Below are 19,408 nucleotides of genomic sequence, written 5' to 3'. Positions count from 1 at the left end.
TCGGCGCCTACCTCACGCTGCGCGTACTGCTGCACCGTCCCGGTCCCCAGGGCCGGCTGCCGCTGCCCACCGACGTGATGCCGCACCCCGTCGGCGTGGCGGCAGTGGTGCTGGGCCTGCCCGTCCTGGCCACGCTCGCCGCCGCGTTGATGCTGCGCAAGGTGACACTGAGCCCGTTCGGCATAGCCCGTCGCAGCGGTCGCCGCACCAGCCCCCGACCGTGGCCCGGCGTTCTGATCCTCCTGGGGGCCGGCTCCGCAGCCGGCGCCCAGCGGATCGTCGAGTGGTGGTACGCAGGCCGGAGCGACGAACTGCCCGAACCCATGCTGCCGTTGCTCTTCTTCGGAGGAGTCCTCTGCGCAGTGGCCGGGGTGGTGCTGGGCACCGGCTGGATCTCCTTCACCGCCGGGCGGATCCTGCACCGTTTCGCCCGGCGCCCGGCCGCGCTGCTCGCCGCCCGGCGTCTGATGGACGATCCGTGGAACGGCAGCCGCACCTTCGCCGCGCTGCTGGCCGGCGTGGTCTTCGGCGCGGGCTCCGCGGGCATACGGGCCTGGTTCGAGGCGCAACTCCAGGCCGAGAGAGCCCGGCAGCGGATCAGCGACAGGCTGGCGTACGTCGAACCCGTCCCGCCCTCACCGCAGGACCGGTTCTACATCGACACCATGGACCTCATCGACACCGCGGTCGTCCTCGCCCTCGTCGTGGCCACCATGGGACTGCTGGTCGCGGTCGCCGAAGGCGTCGTCTCCCGCCGCCGCACCCACGCGGCCCTCGCAGCGACCGGAGTCCCGAGAGGGGTACTCGGACGCGCTCTGGCATGGCAGACCCTCACTCCGGTCCTTCCGGCGACCCTGCTCGCCATGTGCGTGGGCATGGTGTTCGCGCGTGGCATCGGCTCCAGGGGCTTCGCTCCCGGCGGCCCGGTGTGCCCGGCCGACGCCGCGGAGTGCGCGGGAAAGGGCGCCGTCGTCCCCGACGTCATACGTCAGGCCCGGATTCCCTTCCAGGAGCTGTCCCTGTACGGACTGGGCACCCTCGTCCTGGTCCTGGGCGCACTGGGTGTGGGACTGCTGTTCCTGCGCAGCAGCACGGATCTCGAAGAGCTGCGCACGACGTGACCCGGTACGGCGTTCACCTCGGGCATGCGGTGCGCGGGCCCGAGGGGGGCGTCGTCACGCCGGTCTCCCGAATGCGGGCGGCGGACAGGACGCGTTGGTCCGGCCGCCGCCGCGGTCTCACCTCACGTCGTGGCCGCCCGGCCGAGCCGTACGGGCAGCGACGAGACGCTGTTGGAGAACATCGAGGGGACGGGATCGAGGGTCTGCGGGGCGGCTCCGAGGATCAAGTCGGGATAGCGGGCGAAGAGCTTCCGCAGCGTGATCGTGGCTTCGAGGCGGGCGAGGGGTGCGCCGAGGCAGGCGTGGACGCCATGGCCGAAGGCCAAGTGGCGTGACTGCTCGCGGGTGATGTCGAAGCTGCCCGCCTCCGGGCCGTGGTGTGCCGTGTCCCTGCCGACCGCGCTGTACGGGGCCATGATCGGGTCGCCGGCGGGGATCGTGACCCCGGCGATCTCGATGTCCTCCGTCGGGTAGCGGAAGGGGAAGTTGCCGATGGGGGCGTCCCAGCGCAGCGTCTCCTCGACGACGGCGGGCCACATGTCCTCGCCTCCCCTGGTCAGGGCCAGCTGGTCCGGGTGCGTGAGCAGGGCGCGGACGGCGTTGACGATGAGGCTGAGGGTGGTCTCGTGGCCGGCGGAGAGCATGACGAGGAGGGTGCCGACGAGCTCCTCCTGACTGAGGGCGTCCGGCTCGGCCTCGCGTGCGGTGATCAGGGCGCTGGTCAGGTCGTCCCCGCGCTCCTTTCCGCGGAGTTCGACGACCCGGGCCAGGAGTTGGTAGACGGCCACCTGGTTCGCCGCGACCACGGACGGGTCGAGGTCGGACCGGAAGATCTTGTCCACCGCGTCGCGGAGTTCCGGCCGTTCGTACTCCGGGATGCCGAAGAGGTCGCTGATCACCTGCATCGGCACGGGGTAGGCAAGGTGCCGGCGCAGGTCGACGGTTCCGTCGGAGTCGGCGCGGGAGGGCAGCTCGTCCAGCAGCCGGTCGACGATCTCAGTCGTACGGGGCCGCAGCTCCTCCACGCGGCGAGCCGTGAAGGTCTGGCTGACGAGCTTGCGCAGACGACGGTGCTCCGCGCCGTCGGCGGTCACCATGTTGGTGACCTTGACCATGCCGATCAGCGGCCAGTCGTCGGGGATCTCACCGCGCTGCATGGCACCCCAGTTGTGCCAGTCCTTGGAGACGCGGGAGTCCATCACCAGCTGGTTGAGCAGATCGTGGCGCGCGACGCTCCACGCCTCCACGTCGCCGGGCAGGGTGACACGCACCACCGGCCCCAGGTCACGCAGTCTCGCGGCCTCTCCTTGGTGGTCCCGGCCTCCGGGGTCGAGGACGACGTGCGGGACACCGGAAGCGGGTGCCTGGTCGGCGGTCATGCTGAATCTCCAACGGTGCGTAGGCGGGTCGGCGCGGTGATGAGGCCGTGCGGAACGGCGAAGCGGACGAGGAGCCGGGTGGGGCAGCGGGTCCAGGGCGAGGGGTTCCAGGTGATCTCGTCGGGTCTGACGGTGAGCTTCAGACCGGGCAGCAGGTGCAGGGCGGTGTCGACTGCGGTACGGGTGATCACACGCGCCGTGTCCTGGGCCGGGCACATGTGCGGTCCCGCTGAATAGGCCATGTGGGCGCGGTTGTTGATCCGGCGCCGCCCGGGGGGCGAGAGCGCGGGATCCGAATTGGCCGCCGAGAGGCCGAGGATCAGGACGTCGCCGTGGCGTACCGGCTGGCCCCCGAGATCGATGTCGCGCAGTGCGTAGCGTGCGGGCATGTGCGTCATGGGCGGTTCACGCCACAGCACCTCGTCCAGGGCGTCGTCGACACCGAGCCGACCGCCGCGCAGACGGTCGTCGAATGAGGTGTCGGTGATCATCCGGTAGAGGGTGTGGGCGATCCAGCAGGTGGTGGTCTCGTTCCCGGCGGAGACCATCACCACCATGGACTGGAGCACTTCGGGATCGTCCTGAAGGTTGGGGTGGTCCATCAGAGCGGTGGTGAGGTCAGCCGTCGGGTTGCGCTGCCGCTCCTGGAGGGTGTCGAAGAGGATCTGCTCGAAGCTGCGGTTGCCGACCTGCGAATCGGCCTGACTGCTGAACAACGCGACGAGCGCGGCACGCAGTTCGTGACCCTGACGTGTGTCGAGGCCGAAGAGGCCTGCGACGGCCAGCATGGGGACGAAGGCCGCGTAATCGGCGACCAAGTCGGCGGTCCCGCGCCGGGAGAACTCGTCGATCAGCTCACTGCAGATCTGCTGCACCTGACGTCGCAGCGCCCGGTGGTTGATCCTGCTGATCCCCTCGTCGAGAGGCTGGCGCAGGCGCCGGTGCTCCTGCTGGTCGGCACCGATGACGTTGGGCCGGTACGCCATCATCGGGAGCAGCCCCGAGTCGGGCGAGACGATCCCGTCGTTGAGGTCGCGCCAGTTCCGGGCGTCACGCGAGAAGAACGCCTCGCGTTCGGTGATGGTGCGCAACTGCTCGGCGCCCATCACCAGCCATGCGCGTACACCGGGTTCGAGTTCGACGGGCGCGACCGGACCGTACTGGAGACGGAGCTGGCCGTAGACGCGGTGGGGGTCCTTGGACTGTGTGATGGCCGTCAGCGAGATGAGCGTCTCGGACGGGTGCACGTCCAGGGCGACTGGCGTGGTCACGCGACCTTCTCCTGAGCCTTGAGGCGGGCGGCGTACTGGACGAGGGCGATCAGGGCCTGCGTCGACGAGTCGCGGCTGCGGGCGTCGAGGTGGACGAGCGGGGTCTCGGGGAGCAGATCGAGCGCGTCACGCAGGTCCGCGTCGTCATGGCCGGCGGAGTCCGGGAAGTGGTTGACGGCGACGGCGAACGGCAGCCCGCGCAGGTCGAGTTGGTCCAGGACGTCGAAGCTGTCCTCCAGACGGCGCGTGTCCACGACGACGAGCAGTCCGATGGCCCCGGTGACCAGCCCCTCCCACAGGTCCCAGAATCGCCGCTGGCCCGGAGCGCCGAACAGGTACAGGGCCATGCGGGAGTTGAGGGTGATCCGCCCGAAGTCCATTGCCACGGTGGTCGAGGTCTTCCCCTCGATCCCGGCGAGGTCGTCGACACCCGCACTGGCCCGGGTGATGGTCTCCTCCGTGCGCAGAGGAGCGATCTCGCTGACGCTCTCCACGAGGGTCGTCTTGCCGACCCCGAACGCCCCGACGATGAGGATCTTCATCGCCTGGTCGACGGTGGAGGCCAGGTGGCGCGGTTCAGGCGCTGAGTCGTCTGCGGAGTCCATCCAACACCTCTTGGAGTGTGTCCAGGTCGGGAAGCTCCACCTGCGGAGCCTGGGAACGTGTGGTCAGGTGACCGGCCTCGATCAGGTCGCAGGCGAGGATCGTGACGACGCTGACGGGCAGGTCCAGATGGGCGGCGGTCTCCGCGACGGACAACCGGTGCCTGCACAGGCGCCACAGCATCTGTTCGTGCCGCCCGGCGGTCACGGGGAGTCCGGCGCCCCCCGCGTCGACCGTCTCCAGCAACGTCTCCACCGAAAGCCGGTGTCGGGGACGGGCGCGCCCCCCGGTCAGCACGTACGGCCGGACAGGTCCTCTTCCCGGCCCGCTCACGATGTCGACGGCCTCCTCGGGGGTGTGGCCTGGTGCTCACCGAACCGCTGCACCTGGAGCACCATCTGGGAGGCGATCACTCCCGGGTCGACCTTGTTGCTGGTGATCACCGCGAGCCTCGACCCGTCCCCCGCTCCTCGCAGGAAGAGGAAACCCCCCTTCCACTCGATCATGTGCTGCTTGGCGCCGCCCTCGCCGAACCGCCCCGCGAGACTCGTTCCGAGTGACTGCAGTCCGGCCGCCGCCGCGGCCAGCGTGTCTGCGTCGTCGGCGTCGAGGTCGGCGGTCCGGGCGCGCACCAGTCCGTCCGCGCTGAGGACCACCGCATGCTGGACGCCGGGGACGCCGGCCACGTCGCTGAGCATCCAGGACTGGTCGTGCGCAGCTGCTTCCTGCGTCATCGGTCGTCGTCTCCCCTGGGCGAGTCGGTTTCGTCGGGCGAAGAGGTCCGGCCTCCGAGCACGAAGGTGCTCATGAACGAGGCGGCGGCTTCAGGGTCTTCGTCGATGCCGGAGTCGTTCGCCTCCGCCTCGGCGGCGGGTGCGGCGTGACGTGAGTGACGGGGCGACCGCCGGCGCGGCAGCCCCGTGTCCTTCGCTGAAGGCTCGGGCAAAGCACTCGCTCGGCCCCTGTCGGGCTCCTCCGACGGCGGTGCCGGGGCCACGATGACCGGCGCCGGCGCACTCGCACCCGTACGGGCCGGCACCACCGCTTCGGCCTCTTCCCGCCAGTAGGAGACGGCCGGCGCCGTGGAGACACCCTCGGGAAGGGGCATCGAGTCCACGGGGTCGACGGCCTCCAGCAGATCCATCGGCACGAGCACGACGGCGCGGATGCCTCCGTACGGTGAACGCCCCAGGCTCACCTGGAGCTTGAGCCGGCGCGCGATGTTGCCGACCACCGCCAGGCCGACCTGCGGGGTCTGCAGATCACGCAGGCCCGCGTCGCGCTCTCCCGCCACGAGTTCGCGGGCACGCTCGAGTCGGGCCTCCGTCATCCCGGTCCCCCGGTCGTCGATCTGGACGACCGCTCCGGAGGGCACCGCTTCCAGCTGTGCGGTGACCTCCTTGGTGCAGGGGCTGTACATCGTCGCGTTTCCGAGGAGTTCGGCGACGAGATGGATCAGCCATTCGGCCGCGAAGTCCTTCACGCCCAGGTCGGGTTCTCCGCCGATGACCACGCGCTGATAGTCCGTGATCTGGCCGCCTGCGGCGCGGACGATGTCGGTGAGAGGGACCGTCTGCTGCCACTGCTGCCCCGTCCACGATCCGCCGAGGATGCGCAGGCTCTGCGCATGGTGCGCGAACGTGGTCGCCAAGTGGTCGATCTCCAGGCCGAGTTCGGGCAGCCCCGGTTCGGGTCTGCCCAGGAGCCCGCCTGCCTTCTCCTGGATCTGGAGACCACCGGCCTGGAGCCGCTGCGCGAGGAAGACGACCGCGTGTTCGCAGGCGTCCTGGACGTCGACGAGCTCCTCGTCCACCTCGTCCAGCGCCTTGTCGAGCAGATTCGCGGTACGGGGGCTGAGGCCGGTGGCCGAGGACTCCGGCTTCCGGCGTTCCGTGAGCACCGTACTAAGGTCGCGGCACCACGCCTCGACCGATTCGTCCAACGCCTCGATCTGGCTGTGTCTCCATGCCTGCCACTCGTCCGTCAAGCGCGCCTGCTCCGCGCTGAGCTGGGTGTCGGTGGCGCGCCGAATCTGATCCGCCTGCTCCGCACAGTGAGTTGCGTACTGGATGTCGTCACGGTGCCTGCGCCAGAGGTTCGGCACACAGACCAACAGCCCCAGCGCGGCCACCGAACCGGCTGTCATCACTGCGGGGGACTGCGCCCACCAGCCGGCGAGCTGGGCGGCGACCGTGGCCCCCGTGAATATCAATGCGATCCGCCACAAGCCCTGAACGTGGTTTCCTGCCCGGTCGGCAAACGATTGTGTACTCAAAATCTGACCGCGGCTTTCACATGTCGACGACGAGCAAAGACAGGCTGACGCTGCGTCAGTGTAGGAGCCGGAGCGTAACTCTGCGCGAGAAAAGGGAATTTGGGGAATCCGGAGAGGAATGACCGGCTCAGATCATGCGCACATCCGGCGCAGGCGAGCCTCCGCTGGGTTTGAATCAGCCGGTCGAATCGCGATGCGGACGGGGCTTGTTGCGCACGCGAGCCCAAGCGAAGGCCCAGGTGAGGGACTTGGCGACGGGCTCGGTGGAGGGCAAGGTGAAGAACACGGCGAACGACTTGGTCCACGGCATGTCCACGGGCCGGACGCAATGCATGTACGCCCGGCTGCCGGGAACCCGGATTGGAGTCGCGCCGTCATCGGCCACGTGAATTTACTGAAGTCGCACTCCGAACGGCATTTCCGGTGCTGACGGCAATCGGAGGACTGCGCCGGAATCGGCGGAATACCCGTGGAAAAGCGGACTTCCGTGCCGTCCCGCACGGATCGGAGGCCGTTGGATCAGAGGCTGAGGGTGGCGAGCGGAGCGACTCCGTAGACATCCTGGTACTGGGCGGCGAAGGCCGCGGGCCTCGGGAAACCCCAGTGGGCGGCCACGGAGGCGACAGTCACGCCGGTCGCGGCGTCGGCGGCGAGAAGGTCGAAGTGAGCGCGCTCGAGCCGGACTCGGCGCAGACAGCCGAGTGCGCTGGTCTCGTGATGACGGCGGAAGGCCTCATGCAGGGAGTGCGGGCTGACATGGGCGGCTTCGGCGATGTCGGCGACAGTGATGTCGTTGCGGGCGTTCTCCTCGATGTAGGCGACCGCCTTGTGCAGGGTGACGGCCGTGGCGTCGTGACCGTCGGAAGGCGTGGGCTCCGTGAGGACGTTGTTGGGGAAGGCGTCCAGGACTCCGGCGAGCAGGAGGCGTGCCGCGTTGCCGAGCACCAAGGGCTCCGAGGCGAGCTCGTTGTCGGCGAGCAGGTCGTCGGTGATGTAGGCGATGGTCCGCTTGACGCCGTCGGCCGAGGCCTGGGAAGCGGGCCTGAGGCTGGTGAAGGTCAGCGGTCCCGCCCCGTGCTCGTCCTCCGGCAGTGCGCCGACCGTCTTCCGCACGAAGCTGTTGTCGACGCTCAGCGTGCGCACTTCGGTGTGCAGGCTGCGCGAGATGTAGGGAAGGTCGGGCTGGGCGACGAGGAAGACGTCCCCGGGGCCGAAGCGTTCCACCGCGCCACCGTCGCACTGCCGCTCGACCCTTCCCGCGTCGAGTTGGGCGATGACCATGGTCTGTGGTGCCTCGGCCTCGAAGTGGAGTTCGGCCGCCATCCGGAAGTCGCCGACGGCGAACGCGCCGGCATCCGTATGTATCAGCCGCATGCGCATGTCGTCGGACATCGAACTCACGCGCACCGCGGTGCCGAAGTTGTCCACCAGGTACTGGCCGGCCACGTCCGAGTCGGTAGTGGTGAGCTCCTTGCGGCCCAGCCACTGCGACGCCGGCCTGCTGGCGCTCGTGGTGGTGGCCATCATCGATCTCCCTGAGTCTCGGTGGTCAGTTGCGGAGGGTGTGACGGGGCGCGCGACCGTACGCGCCGTGGTACGCGGCGGAGAAGTTGCCGGGCTTGGCGAACCCCCAGTGGGCCGCGATTCCGGCGACCGTCGCGCCCGTGGTGGGATCGGCGGCCTGGAGATCGCGGTGTGCGCGTTCCAGGCGCACACGGCGCAGGTAGCCGAGCGGGCTTGTGTCGTAGTGGCGTGCGAAGGCGTACTGCAGCGCTCGGGGGGATACGGCTGCGGCGCCGCAGATGTCGGTCAGCGTGATGGGCAGGTCGGCGTTGGCGTCGATGAACGCGACCGCCCGGCGCAGCGCCGCCGGTCCCGCCTGGCCGGGGCCGGGCCGGTAGTCGGCCGACATCGTGGTGTTGGGGAAGGTCCGCAGGGCGGCGGCACCCAGCAGCCCGAGCGTCCGGCTCTGGACCAGCGGCTCGGCCATCGGGCTTCCGGGGGCTTCGAGTTGGGCCGCGACGAAGCCGACCGTGGAGCGCCAGAAGCGGTCCATCGTGCTGGAGACGGGTCTCATGCCGACGAAACGGAGCGTGTGGACGTCGTCATGCTCTGGCGCCGCCTGCTCGGCGGCTTCCAGCGGGATCGAGAGGATCTCCGTACGGATCGGGCTCCAGCTGATCCGGAGCGGGACCCCTACGGGGTACAGGACCGGATTCCCCGCGCCCAGACGGGCCTCCACACCGCCAGCGGCGACACCGAGCGTCCCCTCGGTGGGGAAGAAGAACATCAGCTGCTCGAACGGCTCGCTCTCGACGGTCATCGCCATCGAGTGCGCGATGTGGTCGAGGCTCAGGCTCCCGGCGCTCCTACGGCTGACGTCGAAGGTGAAGTCCTTCGTGCTGCCGGAGACACGCGGCCGGTAGCCGACATACGTGTCGTTGATCACTGATTCCGCAGCCGCCGGGTCCGCCGTGTTGAACTCGAATCTCTCGACCGGCAGCTGCTCGGTCTGAACGGACATGAGTGCCTCCGCCACCCTCGGTGGCCGGATATGTCATCCCCCCTGCCCTTTCGACCGTACTCCCCACGCCCCCGGGGAGTGCCCGCTCCGCCGGGCGCTCGCTTCGCCGTCATGTGCCTCGGGGAGCGCTCACCGGGGACCCGACGGGTCTCTTCCGCTTCGCGGGCTTCACGGCACGTGTGGCTTCACAGGTTCACGGCACCGGCGGGCAGGAGCCCGCTGGCGTGGTGAGGCCGACGCCGTCGAGCACCGGCTGATCACGGCCGCCGGGGTCTGACCGCAGTGCACGCGAGTGTTGCGGGGCACCGCCCTCCCGTAGGGCCATGCCCGCCATGACCATCCGGGGCGGGAGTCCGCAGCTCGCCGGCACACGCCCGAAGGCGTCCCACGCGGTACGTACCGCCCACGCCTCGGTCTTCTCGGCTTTCCGCTCCCACGTGTCCTGCCGGGTCGCCGAGAGCTGCAACGACGGCGGTACCACCGCCTCCGCCGCCAGCGCCGCCTCGGCCCGGCCGGATGCGGCGGCTCCCGATTCCGCGACGGACCGTGTGACCAGCGCCGCCGCCTCCGCGGCGTCCGCTGCTCGCCGCGCCGCCGCCATCCATGTGCGGGTCTTCACCGCTCCGGAGCGGCCGGCGGCCTCGACCGCCAGCATGTCGGCCCGGAAGACGGCTTCGGAGACGCTGCGGGCGGCGCGCGCCACCTGATCGTCGGGGCTCTCCACATGCATGTAGACCATGTAGGTGCGAAAGGCCGCGCTGTGAGCACGGGCGATCACTGTCTCGATGCTGATCACGTCCACCACCGCCGTACGTCGTGCGTGTTCCCCGACCGGTTCCGTCGCTCCGGATGAGGCGGCGGCACCTGCAAGGCAACTGCGCCCCCCTGACCGCGGCAAGCAGGGGGCCGAGAAGGCTTCGCCCCGCGGGCAGCCTGTGCGCCCGCTGGGCAGAAGCGGGTGCGGGGTGCCCTTCGGGAAGCCGCTGCCGGGTGTATCCGGGCAAGGTTGCACGCCCTCCGCGCGACCGGCCGGACAGCCTCATCGACAGGGCGGGTCGTAGGGGATCCCCGGCAGGTGACGCTCCCACACGGCCCGGCTGATCGCGCGTCCCGTGACATCGCAGGCCCCCCGGACGACCCGGCGCAGGTCGACCGGCAGCATGCGCACCCTGCCGTCGAAGACGCCGGAGACCAGCGTCGTGCCGTCCGGTGAGTAGCGGACGGCGGCGACGGCGGTGGTGTAGCCGGTGAGGGTGACCTGCCGTCTGGGGTGTTCAGGGTCGGAGATGTCCCACGAGCGGACCGTACGGTCGTCGCCCGCCGAGGCGACGGCGCGTCCGTCAGGGCTGAAGGCGAGGGCGCCGACGACGTCGCTGTGGCCCGACAGCGCCGCCAGTTCTCGGGGCTGCCGCGGGTTCTTGATGCTCCACAGCTTCGCGGGCTGCTCCCCGCCTCCCGAGGTGGCGAGGACGTCGGAGGTGGGGCTGAACGCGACGTCGAAGACCCCGAGGTCGTGGGCCCGCCGACGTGCCAGCCGGTCCGGGCTGCCGGGGTCGGCGACATCCCACAGCTGCACCGTCTCGTCGTCGCCGGCCGTCGCGAGGGTGCGTCCGTCGCGGTTGAAGGCGACCGAACGGACCGTGTCCTCGTGGCCGCGCAGCACGGCCAGCCGATCGGGGTGCTCAGGGTCCTCGATGTCCCACAGCCGTGTGGTGCGGTCGTTGCCGGAGCTGGCGAGCGTGCGGCCGTCAGGGCTGAACGCGAGTGAGCGGACGTCGGCGGTGTGGCTTCGGGTGGTGGACAGCAGCGCCGGGTGCTCCGGGTCGGCGACGCCCCACAGGCGGATCGTCCGGTCGGAGCCGGCGGTGGCCAGGACGTGGCCGTCGCGGCGCATCTCCACCGCGTACACGGTGCCCTTGTGCCCGTTCAGGACGGAGAGCTGCTCGGCGCTCCTTGGCTTGTGGACGTCCCAGAGCCTGACCTTCCCGTCGCCCCCGCCCGTGGCCATCGTCCTGCCGCCCGGACGGATCGCGAGAGAGAGGAGTTCTCCCCGGTGCCCGTTCCACGAAGGCATGAGTGTGCTGAGGAGCCTGTCCCTCGTGCCGCGGGCGGGCGCCAGCCGGTAGGCGGCCAGGGCCAGTTGGATCGCCGTGGCCGGCTTCTTCGGGACGAGCCCGGTCGCCGCCGCCGCCGTGTTCTTCGCGACGGCGCTGTTGCGCTGGCGGGTCACCTCCCGGTTGGCGCGCGTCGCGTAGACCGTCATGGCGGTGGTGGCCACGAGCAGAAGAGCGAGGGAGACGACGAGGACGCGAAGTCGCCGGGAACGCCGGTGCGCTGTCGCGGCCTCGGCGCTCTCGGCCTCGGTGCTGGCCTCGAGGAAGGCGCTCTCGTGCACGGTCAGTCCGAGGCAGCCCGACTGAGCTGCCTGCCGCGCGACGGTGAGGCGCGCGCCGCGGTAGAGGGCGCCCGGATCCCGGCCGAGGGACTCCCACGTCCCGGCGGCCTCGGTGAGCTGCCGGTGCGTCCGCAGCTCCTGCCGGCTGTCGGCCAGCCATGCGCGCAACCTCGGCCAGCCCCGGATCAGCGCTTCGTGGGTGACCTCCAGCCGCTGTTCGTCGAGGGTGATCAACCGCGCCGCCGCCGCCCTCTCCAGTACGACCCCGGTGTCCTCGTCGACGTCCAGTTCCGTACGGCTGATGCGGCGTTTGGTGTCCTCGGTGCCTTCGCCCAGAGCCGTGAGGCGCAGGAAGAGCTGCCGGGCGACGACGCGCTGCTGCGGGGCGAGCTTCCCGTAGAACGCCTCCGCCGACTGCGCCAGCGAACCCTCGACCGCACCGGCCGCGCGGAAACCGGCGAGGGTGAGCTGATTGCCCCTGCGGCGGCGCCACGTCTCCAGCAGTGCGTGTGACAGCAGCGGCAGCACCGCGGCCTGGCCCTGGGCGTGCGCCACCAGGTGCGTGAGCAGTTGACCCTCCACCCGGCAGCCCGACCGGGCGGCGGGCTGGACGATGGCCCGGTGCAACTCGTCCGCGTTCATGGGCCCGACGGTGATCTGCGCGTCCCTCAGCGCCTCCACCAGCTCGGGCTCCTGAGCGCAGTGGGAGTAGAAGTCAGCGCGTACACCGAGGATCACGCGGCATCTGCTGTTCGCCGTACGGGCGGCGAAGACCAGCGCGGAGATGAACGCCGCCCTCTCCTCACGGTCGGTGCAGACGGTGAACAGCTCCTCGAACTGGTCCACGACGAGGACGAATTCGGCGTCCGCTTCCCGGTCCGCTGCGATCTGCCGCAGCGTGCGGTGCACGTTCTGCGGCTCGTCCGCGAAGTCGTTGTTCAGCCGTCCCGGGGTGGAGTTCGCAGCGGACGCCAGGAGGATCGCGAGCTCCTCCAAGGGGTGCGGGCCCGGCGTGAACAGCAGCACCGTCCGGTTCGCGGACCGCAGTCGCGGCAGCAGACCAGCGCGCAGCAGCGAGGACTTGCCCGCACCGGAGGCGCCGAAGAGGGCCACGATCCTCTGTGTGGCCACGCGGTCGACCAGGTCCTCGACGAGCCGCTCGCGGCCGAAGAACCACTCGGAGTCGGCGGCTTGGAACGCGGCCAGCCCCGCGTACGGGGCTCGTTCGGCCCCCTCCGACGACTCGGTGCCCTCCTCGTCGGCATCTCGTTCGGCGGCGGCCTCGGCTGCGACCTCGGCAGCAACATCGCGCCAGCGCTGCTCCCAACGGTCCGTGTCCCCGCCGCAGGCCCGCACGTACGCCAACGCCACTTCCAGAGACGGCAGTCGGCGGCCTGACGCGGCGCCGGACAGGGTGGCGATGGAGAAGTGCGCCCTCCCCGACAGCGCCCGGTACGACGGGCTGCCCGCGTCGTGCCGTAACCGGCGCAGGTCCGCGGCGAAGCTCAGCAACGCCCCGTCCCCCGCAGCGAGCGGCAGCTCCTTCCGTGGCATTACCCGTCCCCCCAAGCCTTTCGAAGTCTCACGCGTGCACCCCGTTCAACGACAGCAGCGGGCAACGGGGCGCATCGGCCGGACGTCCGCCCGCCGGCCTTGAGCGCCGCGACGCACCTGAGCTGCGCCCCTGTCTGGGACGCCCTGGCGCGCGACTTGGTCGCAGGTCACCCGCCCCTGACCCGAAGCCGTAGCGACAACCGGACACGATCGTCGAGCATCCGTTGCGATACGGACGGGCTCGGGCGGGACGACGTACGCCTCGTGCGCCCCGTCGGGCACACGCGATGCGCCCCCGTGAGACCCGTACCGGGCGATCGGCGGATGCAGCTCCCACCTGCACGGGTTCACGGCGAAGCCACGAGCGAAGCGGGCGGCCGTGGACCGGCGTTGTTCGCTTCCTGTTGTTCGGCGTTCCACGCAGGAACGCGAACAACGGCTCCCTGGTACGGCTGGAGACGGAGGCCCTGCGTCCGCCGGTCACGGCGGGAAGGGGCGTCGCACGAAAACGGGGGCAAGTGATGTACGAGTCTGTGCTGCGTTTGGGACCGCTCGACGACCTGAGAGTCTCGGTGGGCCGTCAGCCTTTACCCACGGTGCTGTCGTTGCTGGCCGACGCGCTCGGCACCGTGGTCCAGGGAGTGCCGTCGGACTGGCGGACCGCCGCACGCAAGGCGTGCCCGGCTGCGGCGATGCGGGTGCTGCGCCCGGCGTGCGAGAGCGGAAGGCTGTGGCTGCCGACGTGCCTGTCGCCTCTCCCGCTCGATTCGGACGGGGTCCCCGAGCAGCTCGAACGGATGGCGGCTCTCGCGCCGTACAGGCTCGCCGGGGACCTGGCGGAGCAGTTCCCCACGGGGATTCCGTCCAAGTGGCTGCGCGTATTGGACTGTTCGGAGCCGTTCGTCCGCGCCTACGTCGAGGCGATGACCCGCATCTGGTCGGCGTTCGCGCCCGTCTGGCAGCGGTCGCGGCACCTGCTGGAGCTCGAGGCCGAACGCATCGGCATCGCCTCGGTCACGGGCACGCTGGAGGCGGCGCTCGCCTGTCTCGGTCCGCGCGTCAGCCGCACCGCGGACGGGCTGCGTCTGCCGGGCGGCCGCACGCAGATCCTCGACGTACGCGAACGGCGGCTTCAGCTCGTGCCGTTGGTCTCCGGTTCGAGGGCGTGCGTCGTCGGGCTGGGCCGCACGGGCTCACCGTGGATCGGCTATCCGGTCCCGGGGCTGCGGAAGTTGATGTCCGACGTGACCTTGGCCGACTCCCGTACGTCAGGCCCCCTCGAAGCCGTGCTGGGCGGCATGCGCGCCCTGGTGCTGCGCCACGCGCACCGAGGTCTGACGATGGGTGAGATCAGCGCACTGCTGCGCTGCGCACCCGGCGCAGCGACCCACCACTGCAAGCAACTGGAGGCGGCGGGCCTCGTCCGGCGCAAACGCCAGGGACAACAGGTGCGTCTCGTGCTGACACAGCGCGGTGAACGGCTCCTCGGCGTCCTCACCGCCTGAGTCGCCGGACAGCTGCGGGACGGCTGCGGGCAGGTTCGGCTTCGGTTTCGGTTTCGGCGGCACTCACTCCCTTCCTCGCCTGCCCTCACGGCAGGGCGGCGACAGGTGACGTGCCGCCGGAAACCGCCTCGCGGTCCTGCGGGCGTCCGCCCGCCTGATACGCCTCAGCCTGCAACCGGAACAACCGGGCGTAGGTGCCGTCCAAGGCCGTCAGCTCGTCGTGGCTGCCGTTCTCGATGACGCGTCCGGACTCCATGACGTAAATCCGGTCGGCATTGCGGACGTTGGAGAACCGGTGCGAGATGACCAGCACCGTGCGGCCCGCGAACAGCGTGCGGATCCGGCCGAACAGGTCCGCCTCCGCCTGCGGATCGAGGGACGCCGTCGGTTCGTCGAGGATGACGAAGGGAGAGTCCCGGTAGAAGGCGCGCGCCAGAGCCAGGCGCTGCCACTGACCGAGCGAGAGGTCCGCGCCGTCCGTGAACTCCTTGCTCAGCACCGTGTCGTACCCCAGCGGCAGCCCGTCGATGACGCCGCGCGCCCCCGCGTCCGCCGCGGCAGCGGCGACGGCGCCGGGTTCCACCCGTGCCTCGGGACGTCCGAAGGCGATGTTGTCGAGCGCGGAGAGCTTGAAGCGCACGAAGTCCTGGAAGACGACAGCGGTCGCGGCGCGCAACTCTTCCGGCCGGGTGGCCTGTTGACCGTCCTGCACGAGACGGCCGCCGTCGGGTTCGTAGAGGCCGGCGAGGATCTTCGCCAACGTGGACTTGCCGGATCCGTTCGCTCCCACGACGGCCACCAGCTCCCCCGCACCGAGCTCCACCGACACCTCCCGCAGGGCCGGGCGGGCGGAGCCCGGGTACGAGAAGGAGATCCTCTCCGCACGCAGACGGGAGAAAGCCGGCCGCCCCTTGCTCGAAGTCACCGTTGCCGGAAGGTGCGTCGACGTCGGTTCCCGTCCCCCGTCGACATCGACGTCGCCGGAAGCTCCGGACGCCTCCCGCGTGAAGGTGCGGATGTCCTTCACGTACACGGCTGACGCACCGATGTTGTTCAGGACGTAGCCGAGCATCTGGACCCGCGTGGCCAGCATCAAGAGCGCGCCCAGAGCGGCCAGCGCCGTGGGAAGCCCGACGCCGCCGGTGCGCACCGTCCACCACATGGCGGCGATGACGGCGACGAAGACGAGGTCGCCCAGCAGGCGGGCCAGGATCTTCCGGCGCGTGTGACGGCTCTGCATCGCGGACGTGCCGGCGATCTCCTCCGCATAGCGGCTGTTCCAGCGGCCCTGGAGCATGTCCCCGAGACCGAGCGCGCGGATCTCCTTCGCCGCGTCGTGCCCCGCGAGCAGCTGCTCCAGATACTCGCGGACGCGGCGGCCCTCGGCCAGCTGGCCGTGCAGGCGGTAGTCGGCGTTGCGTTCGTCGCGGGCGGCCTTCAGCACGGGCAGCACCGACAAGGCGGTGAACGGCAGCAGCCACCAGGTCATGACGGCGAACGCCGCTCCGACGGCGACGATGCTCAACACCGCCTGAAGAGCGCCGATCAGCGCGGTGACGACCACCACCGGCTGGGACCGTGAGGCGAACACCGCCTGCTTCAGCCGATCGTGGAACTGAGGGTCCTCGAAGCGCGCGAGATCCGATCGCGCGGCACTGCGCAGCACCGCGGCCATGATGTGGCGGTCGGCCTTCACCGCGAGCACCCGTTGCCAACCGCTCGCGGCCGTACGCAGGATGCCGCCCACCGAAGCCATCGCCACCAGCCCGCAGAGGGCGAGGATGAGCCCGTCGCCCGACGAACTCCCCGCCCCGTCGAGCGAGAACGCAGCGCCCAGGGTTCCCCTCAGCACCAGCACGAGCACTGCCAGGCCCGTCGCCGTGAACAGTTGCACGGCGACGATGCCGGCGAGCCGGCGGCGGTCGGCCTGCCAGGCCATGCGCACGATGAAACCGCAGGCGCCCAACAGGTCGGCGGTGCCCACGCGTTGGTCCCCGACGCCCTTCTCGGATTCTTCGTCGCGTGCGTCCCCGGGCCACCCTCCGGTGGGCACGGCTCGGTCCTGGTCGGCTCGTGCCATCGGTCAGGTCCTCTCAGCGGTGTTCGCCTGCCGCGTCCGGTCAGGACGCACGGAGCAGGCAGCAAGCCACGCGTCGTGCTCCCGCGTCACGGTCTCCAGGCTTTCCCGGTGCCGGAAGCTGTGGCCTTCGCGAGGCAGGAGAACGAGCCGTGCCCGGCCGCCGGTTGCCACCACGGCGCGGTACAGGGCCACCGCCTGATCGGGCGGAGTCGAGGTGTTGGTGTCGTCGCAGCCGTGCACGAGCAGCACCGGCCTGTCGAGCCTGTCGGCGAAGTCGACGGCGCTGAAGGCCCGGTAGAGCTCCGGCGCCTGCCAGTAGCTGCGCCGCTCGTACTGGAACCCCTCCGGTGTGAGCGTCCGGTTGTAGCAGCCGCTGTGGGCGATCGCCCCGGCGAGAGGAGCGGTGCTGTGAGCGAGCGCGTGAAGCGCGACCGTCGCGGCGAAGCTGTGGCCGCCCACGACGACGGGCTCCTCACGCCCGTGCCGCTCACGCAGTGCGTCGACCGCGTTGTCGACGGCGTGGAGGATCTGCCGTTGCACACAGGCCACGTCGGCGTCGTCCGGCCAGCGCAGCGGCAGATCGAGCAGGGCGGCGGGTGAACGCAGGCCGGACAGTTGGGGAAAGGCGTCCGGGTGGACGGGCCGGGCGGAGCTGCGGCGGACGTGGATCCACAGCAGCTGTGCCGACGCCTCTGCCGGGTTCGCCGCACCGGTGGCATCCGTGTCGCCCGTGGAGTCGGTGTCGTCCGTGGAGTCGGTGTCGTCGTGGTGCCCGGTGACAAGCGTCAGCCGTGCGCTGTCCCCCTCGTCCGGGGCCGGCAGGCCCAGCGCGTGCGGCACTACTCCCCCGCGGCCGGAAGACTGCGCCGGACGAATGAGTGCAGGCATGGTCGCGTCCTCCCGGCGAAGGCGGTCGCCGCGCAGCACATGACGCACGAAGCGGCGCCCCCCTCGCTGTGTGACGACGGCGGGCGTGCCGTCCTCGACCGACGCCCAACTCGCTTCGAGGGGGCCGTCGTTCTCGTCGGGCGGTGGTTCGACGACGAGCCCCGCGGTCTTCCTCGCGCGGTCGAAGCGGAGAAGCGCGGCGCGTCCGTCCTGCACGCAGCCGACGAGCACGCCCTCGCCGTCGCGTTCGGCGGCACAGGCCCCGAGTCTGCCGAGCCCCGACGGCAGCGGTACCGGAAACCCACCCCCGGGTGTGCCGAATCGCAGCTCCGCGCGGTGCCGGCTGACGACGGCCGGTTCGCCTTCGACGGACACGCACCGCCACCACAGCGGCGGATCGTCTCCCTCATGGGCGATCGTGAGCTCCGCGGCTGGAGACTCCCGGGCGTCGGCGTCGTCGACGAACGAGCGCAGGCGGACCCCCGTGCCGCCCGCGACCGGCGCACTCGACGCGATCGTGTCCCCGCACTTCCCGCAGTCCTCGCAGTTCCCGCAGTCTCCGCGGCCCGTCACCCAGCGCGCGTTCGGCGGGACGCCCGTCCAGGAGCCGTCGCCCGAACTCAGCACCGCGCGCGACCAGTTGAGCCCGTCGTCGCCTGACCCCTGCGGGCGCTGCTGCATACCGGGGGCGGTGGCGTGCTCGACGAGCAGCCGCTGCCCGCTCGGCGACGCCGTCAGACTGCCCACGAGCAGCGGCGCACCGAGGGTGCACACCTCACCGGTGGCCGGAGTCAGCACGGACACCGACGCCCCGGCCAGGCGCAGGAGTTCGGCGATGCCGGGCAGGAACGCGACATGCCCCGGCCCTGTCGCCTCGTACACCACGGGACTCCACTCGTCGCCCCCGCCCGGCCGGTGTTCCGTGCCGCCGGTCGAGTCGGTGGCCGCTTCCGAGTGCGAGGCCGTGACCGGGTCAGAATCGGCGGCCCCCGTGGTCAGTAGCGCCAACTCCCTCTCCCCGCACCACGTGAGCGCCGCCTGCCCTGGTCGCCGCGAGGACAGCGACAACGCGGCCCGCACCTGTTCGTGAACGGTCAGGCGGCAGTTGACGTAGTCGGCCGTCCACGGGTGCAGGAGGTTCCCCTGCTGGACCAGCCCCGCGAGCAGGGGGAGCCGTGGATGCCAGGCGAGCCCGGCGCACAGCAGTGTCCGCAGCGGAAGCCTCCACGGCCCCCCACCGGAGGCGCCGGTGACGACGACTGCCGCGTGCCGGGCGCGAGTCGGCGCGATGCCCGTGAGATCGGGGTCGATGGTCAAGTCACGCCAGTGGACGGACGCCGGGTTGTGGTCCGCGACGGACGGGCGCCCCTCGTGGCCGAGCACGGCCCAGGCGGACAGGTCGGGCCGGAAGTGGACCGTCTCCCGCTCGTGTTCACGGGTCGGCGCCGGCAGCGGGGCCGCAAGTGCCTCAGGCGGCATGCGCGGTGTCCCGTCCGGTGATGACGATGGTGTCGATCAGGGCCTTGACCGCGCCGATCCCCGACACCGGCGTGCAGACCGGATCACCCGCCGCGTCGACCGGCATGGCGGCGGGCACCGACATGTCCTCCATCTCCGGCGGGAGTTCGCTGCCGCTGCTGACCACCGTCATGGCGATGCGGTCCTGGCGTACGGGCTCCATCGCGCCGATGAGCTGCTTGAGCGCGCGGCACGCGGGGCAGTTGTCCGACACGTACAGACGCACCGCGGCAACCGGTTCGGCGCACTGCGCGACGGCCGCCTCGGCCGCTTCCTCGGCACGCGCCTTACGCCT

Annotated in this window: 15 protein-coding genes and 1 pseudogene; 2 read left to right on the top strand and 14 right to left on the bottom strand. The window is 70.9% G+C overall.

The window, feature by feature from the left end; genetic code table 11:
* Nucleotides 1–1,121, top strand: a pseudogene (locus H5J26_RS15860) (FtsX-like permease family protein); the annotation flags it as partial.
* Nucleotides 1,122–1,243: 122 nt separating this feature from the next.
* On the opposite strand, the gene H5J26_RS15855 reads toward H5J26_RS15860, so the two are convergent.
* From H5J26_RS15855 to H5J26_RS15805, 11 genes are all read right to left on the bottom strand, one after another.
* Nucleotides 1,244–2,500 carry a cytochrome P450 family protein gene (locus tag H5J26_RS15855; protein WP_181766506.1) on the bottom strand — a complete coding sequence of 419 codons (1,257 nt, stop codon included), beginning with the start codon at nt 2,498–2,500 and terminating at the stop codon, nt 1,244–1,246.
* Nucleotides 2,497–3,771, bottom strand: a complete 1,275-nt coding sequence (locus tag H5J26_RS15850) for a cytochrome P450 (RefSeq protein ID WP_309237935.1) — start codon at nt 3,769–3,771, stop codon at nt 2,497–2,499. Before H5J26_RS15850 ends, H5J26_RS15855 begins: the two co-directional genes overlap by 4 nt.
* On the bottom strand, nt 3,768–4,376 hold the full coding sequence (locus H5J26_RS15845) for a GTP-binding protein (protein WP_181766505.1): 609 nt from the start codon (nt 4,374–4,376) through the stop codon (nt 3,768–3,770). Before H5J26_RS15845 ends, H5J26_RS15850 begins: the two co-directional genes overlap by 4 nt.
* Nucleotides 4,348–4,629: a DUF742 domain-containing protein gene (locus H5J26_RS15840; RefSeq protein ID WP_309237934.1), complete on the bottom strand. Its 282-nt coding sequence runs from the start codon at nt 4,627–4,629 to the stop codon at nt 4,348–4,350. The genes H5J26_RS15845 and H5J26_RS15840 overlap by 29 nt, the downstream gene beginning before the upstream one ends.
* A gap of 74 nt (nt 4,630–4,703) precedes the next feature.
* Nucleotides 4,704–5,108 carry a roadblock/LC7 domain-containing protein gene (locus H5J26_RS15835; RefSeq protein ID WP_210771388.1) on the bottom strand — a complete coding sequence of 135 codons (405 nt, stop codon included), beginning with the start codon at nt 5,106–5,108 and terminating at the stop codon, nt 4,704–4,706.
* Nucleotides 5,105–6,601 carry an ATP-binding protein gene (locus H5J26_RS15830; protein WP_181766504.1) on the bottom strand — a complete coding sequence of 499 codons (1,497 nt, stop codon included), beginning with the start codon at nt 6,599–6,601 and terminating at the stop codon, nt 5,105–5,107. The genes H5J26_RS15835 and H5J26_RS15830 overlap by 4 nt, the downstream gene beginning before the upstream one ends.
* Nucleotides 6,602–6,824: 223 nt before the next feature.
* Entirely contained in the window at nt 6,825–6,965 is a 141-nt protein-coding gene (locus H5J26_RS15825; RefSeq protein WP_181766503.1) for a hypothetical protein, read from the bottom strand.
* 203 nt (nt 6,966–7,168) lie between these two features.
* Nucleotides 7,169–8,176, bottom strand: a complete 1,008-nt coding sequence (locus tag H5J26_RS15820; RefSeq protein ID WP_181766502.1) for a helix-turn-helix transcriptional regulator — start codon at nt 8,174–8,176, stop codon at nt 7,169–7,171.
* 22 nt (nt 8,177–8,198) lie between these two features.
* A complete protein-coding gene (locus tag H5J26_RS15815) occupies nt 8,199–9,173 on the bottom strand; it encodes an AraC family transcriptional regulator (protein ID WP_181766501.1) in 975 nt (324 codons plus the stop codon).
* 193 nt (nt 9,174–9,366) lie between these two features.
* The gene (locus tag H5J26_RS15810) at nt 9,367–9,969 is read right to left on the bottom strand and encodes a hypothetical protein (protein ID WP_181766500.1); all 603 of its coding nucleotides are present in this window, start codon (nt 9,967–9,969) and stop codon (nt 9,367–9,369) included.
* 243 nt (nt 9,970–10,212) lie between these two features.
* On the bottom strand, nt 10,213–13,122 hold the full coding sequence (locus tag H5J26_RS15805; RefSeq protein WP_181766499.1) for a hypothetical protein: 2,910 nt from the start codon (nt 13,120–13,122) through the stop codon (nt 10,213–10,215).
* A gap of 533 nt (nt 13,123–13,655) precedes the next feature.
* Between H5J26_RS15805 and H5J26_RS15800 the strand changes: the two genes are divergently transcribed.
* Complete coding sequence (locus H5J26_RS15800; RefSeq protein ID WP_181766498.1) at nt 13,656–14,627, top strand: hypothetical protein; 972 nt, start codon at nt 13,656–13,658, stop codon at nt 14,625–14,627.
* A gap of 85 nt (nt 14,628–14,712) precedes the next feature.
* Here H5J26_RS15800 and H5J26_RS15795 read toward each other — a convergent pair whose 3' ends face one another.
* The 3 genes from H5J26_RS15795 to H5J26_RS15785 all read right to left on the bottom strand — a co-directional run.
* Nucleotides 14,713–16,707, bottom strand: coding sequence for an ABC transporter ATP-binding protein (locus tag H5J26_RS15795; protein ID WP_181766497.1), 1,995 nt, complete (start codon nt 16,705–16,707; stop codon nt 14,713–14,715).
* A gap of 3 nt (nt 16,708–16,710) precedes the next feature.
* Nucleotides 16,711–19,074: a prolyl oligopeptidase family serine peptidase gene (locus H5J26_RS15790; RefSeq protein ID WP_181766496.1), complete on the bottom strand. Its 2,364-nt coding sequence runs from the start codon at nt 19,072–19,074 to the stop codon at nt 16,711–16,713.
* Nucleotides 19,064–19,408: hypothetical protein (locus tag H5J26_RS15785; RefSeq protein ID WP_181766495.1), on the bottom strand; the 345-nt coding region annotated here is incomplete at its 5' end. The genes H5J26_RS15790 and H5J26_RS15785, both read right to left, overlap by 11 nt.

The sequence above is a fragment of the Streptomyces albidus (ex Kaewkla and Franco 2022) genome, from assembly GCF_013870515.1.
Taxonomy (GTDB): domain Bacteria; phylum Actinomycetota; class Actinomycetes; order Streptomycetales; family Streptomycetaceae; genus Streptomyces; species Streptomyces albidus.
Note: the sequence above shows the minus strand (reverse complement) of the source record. Positions and strands in the feature narration are given on the sequence as shown.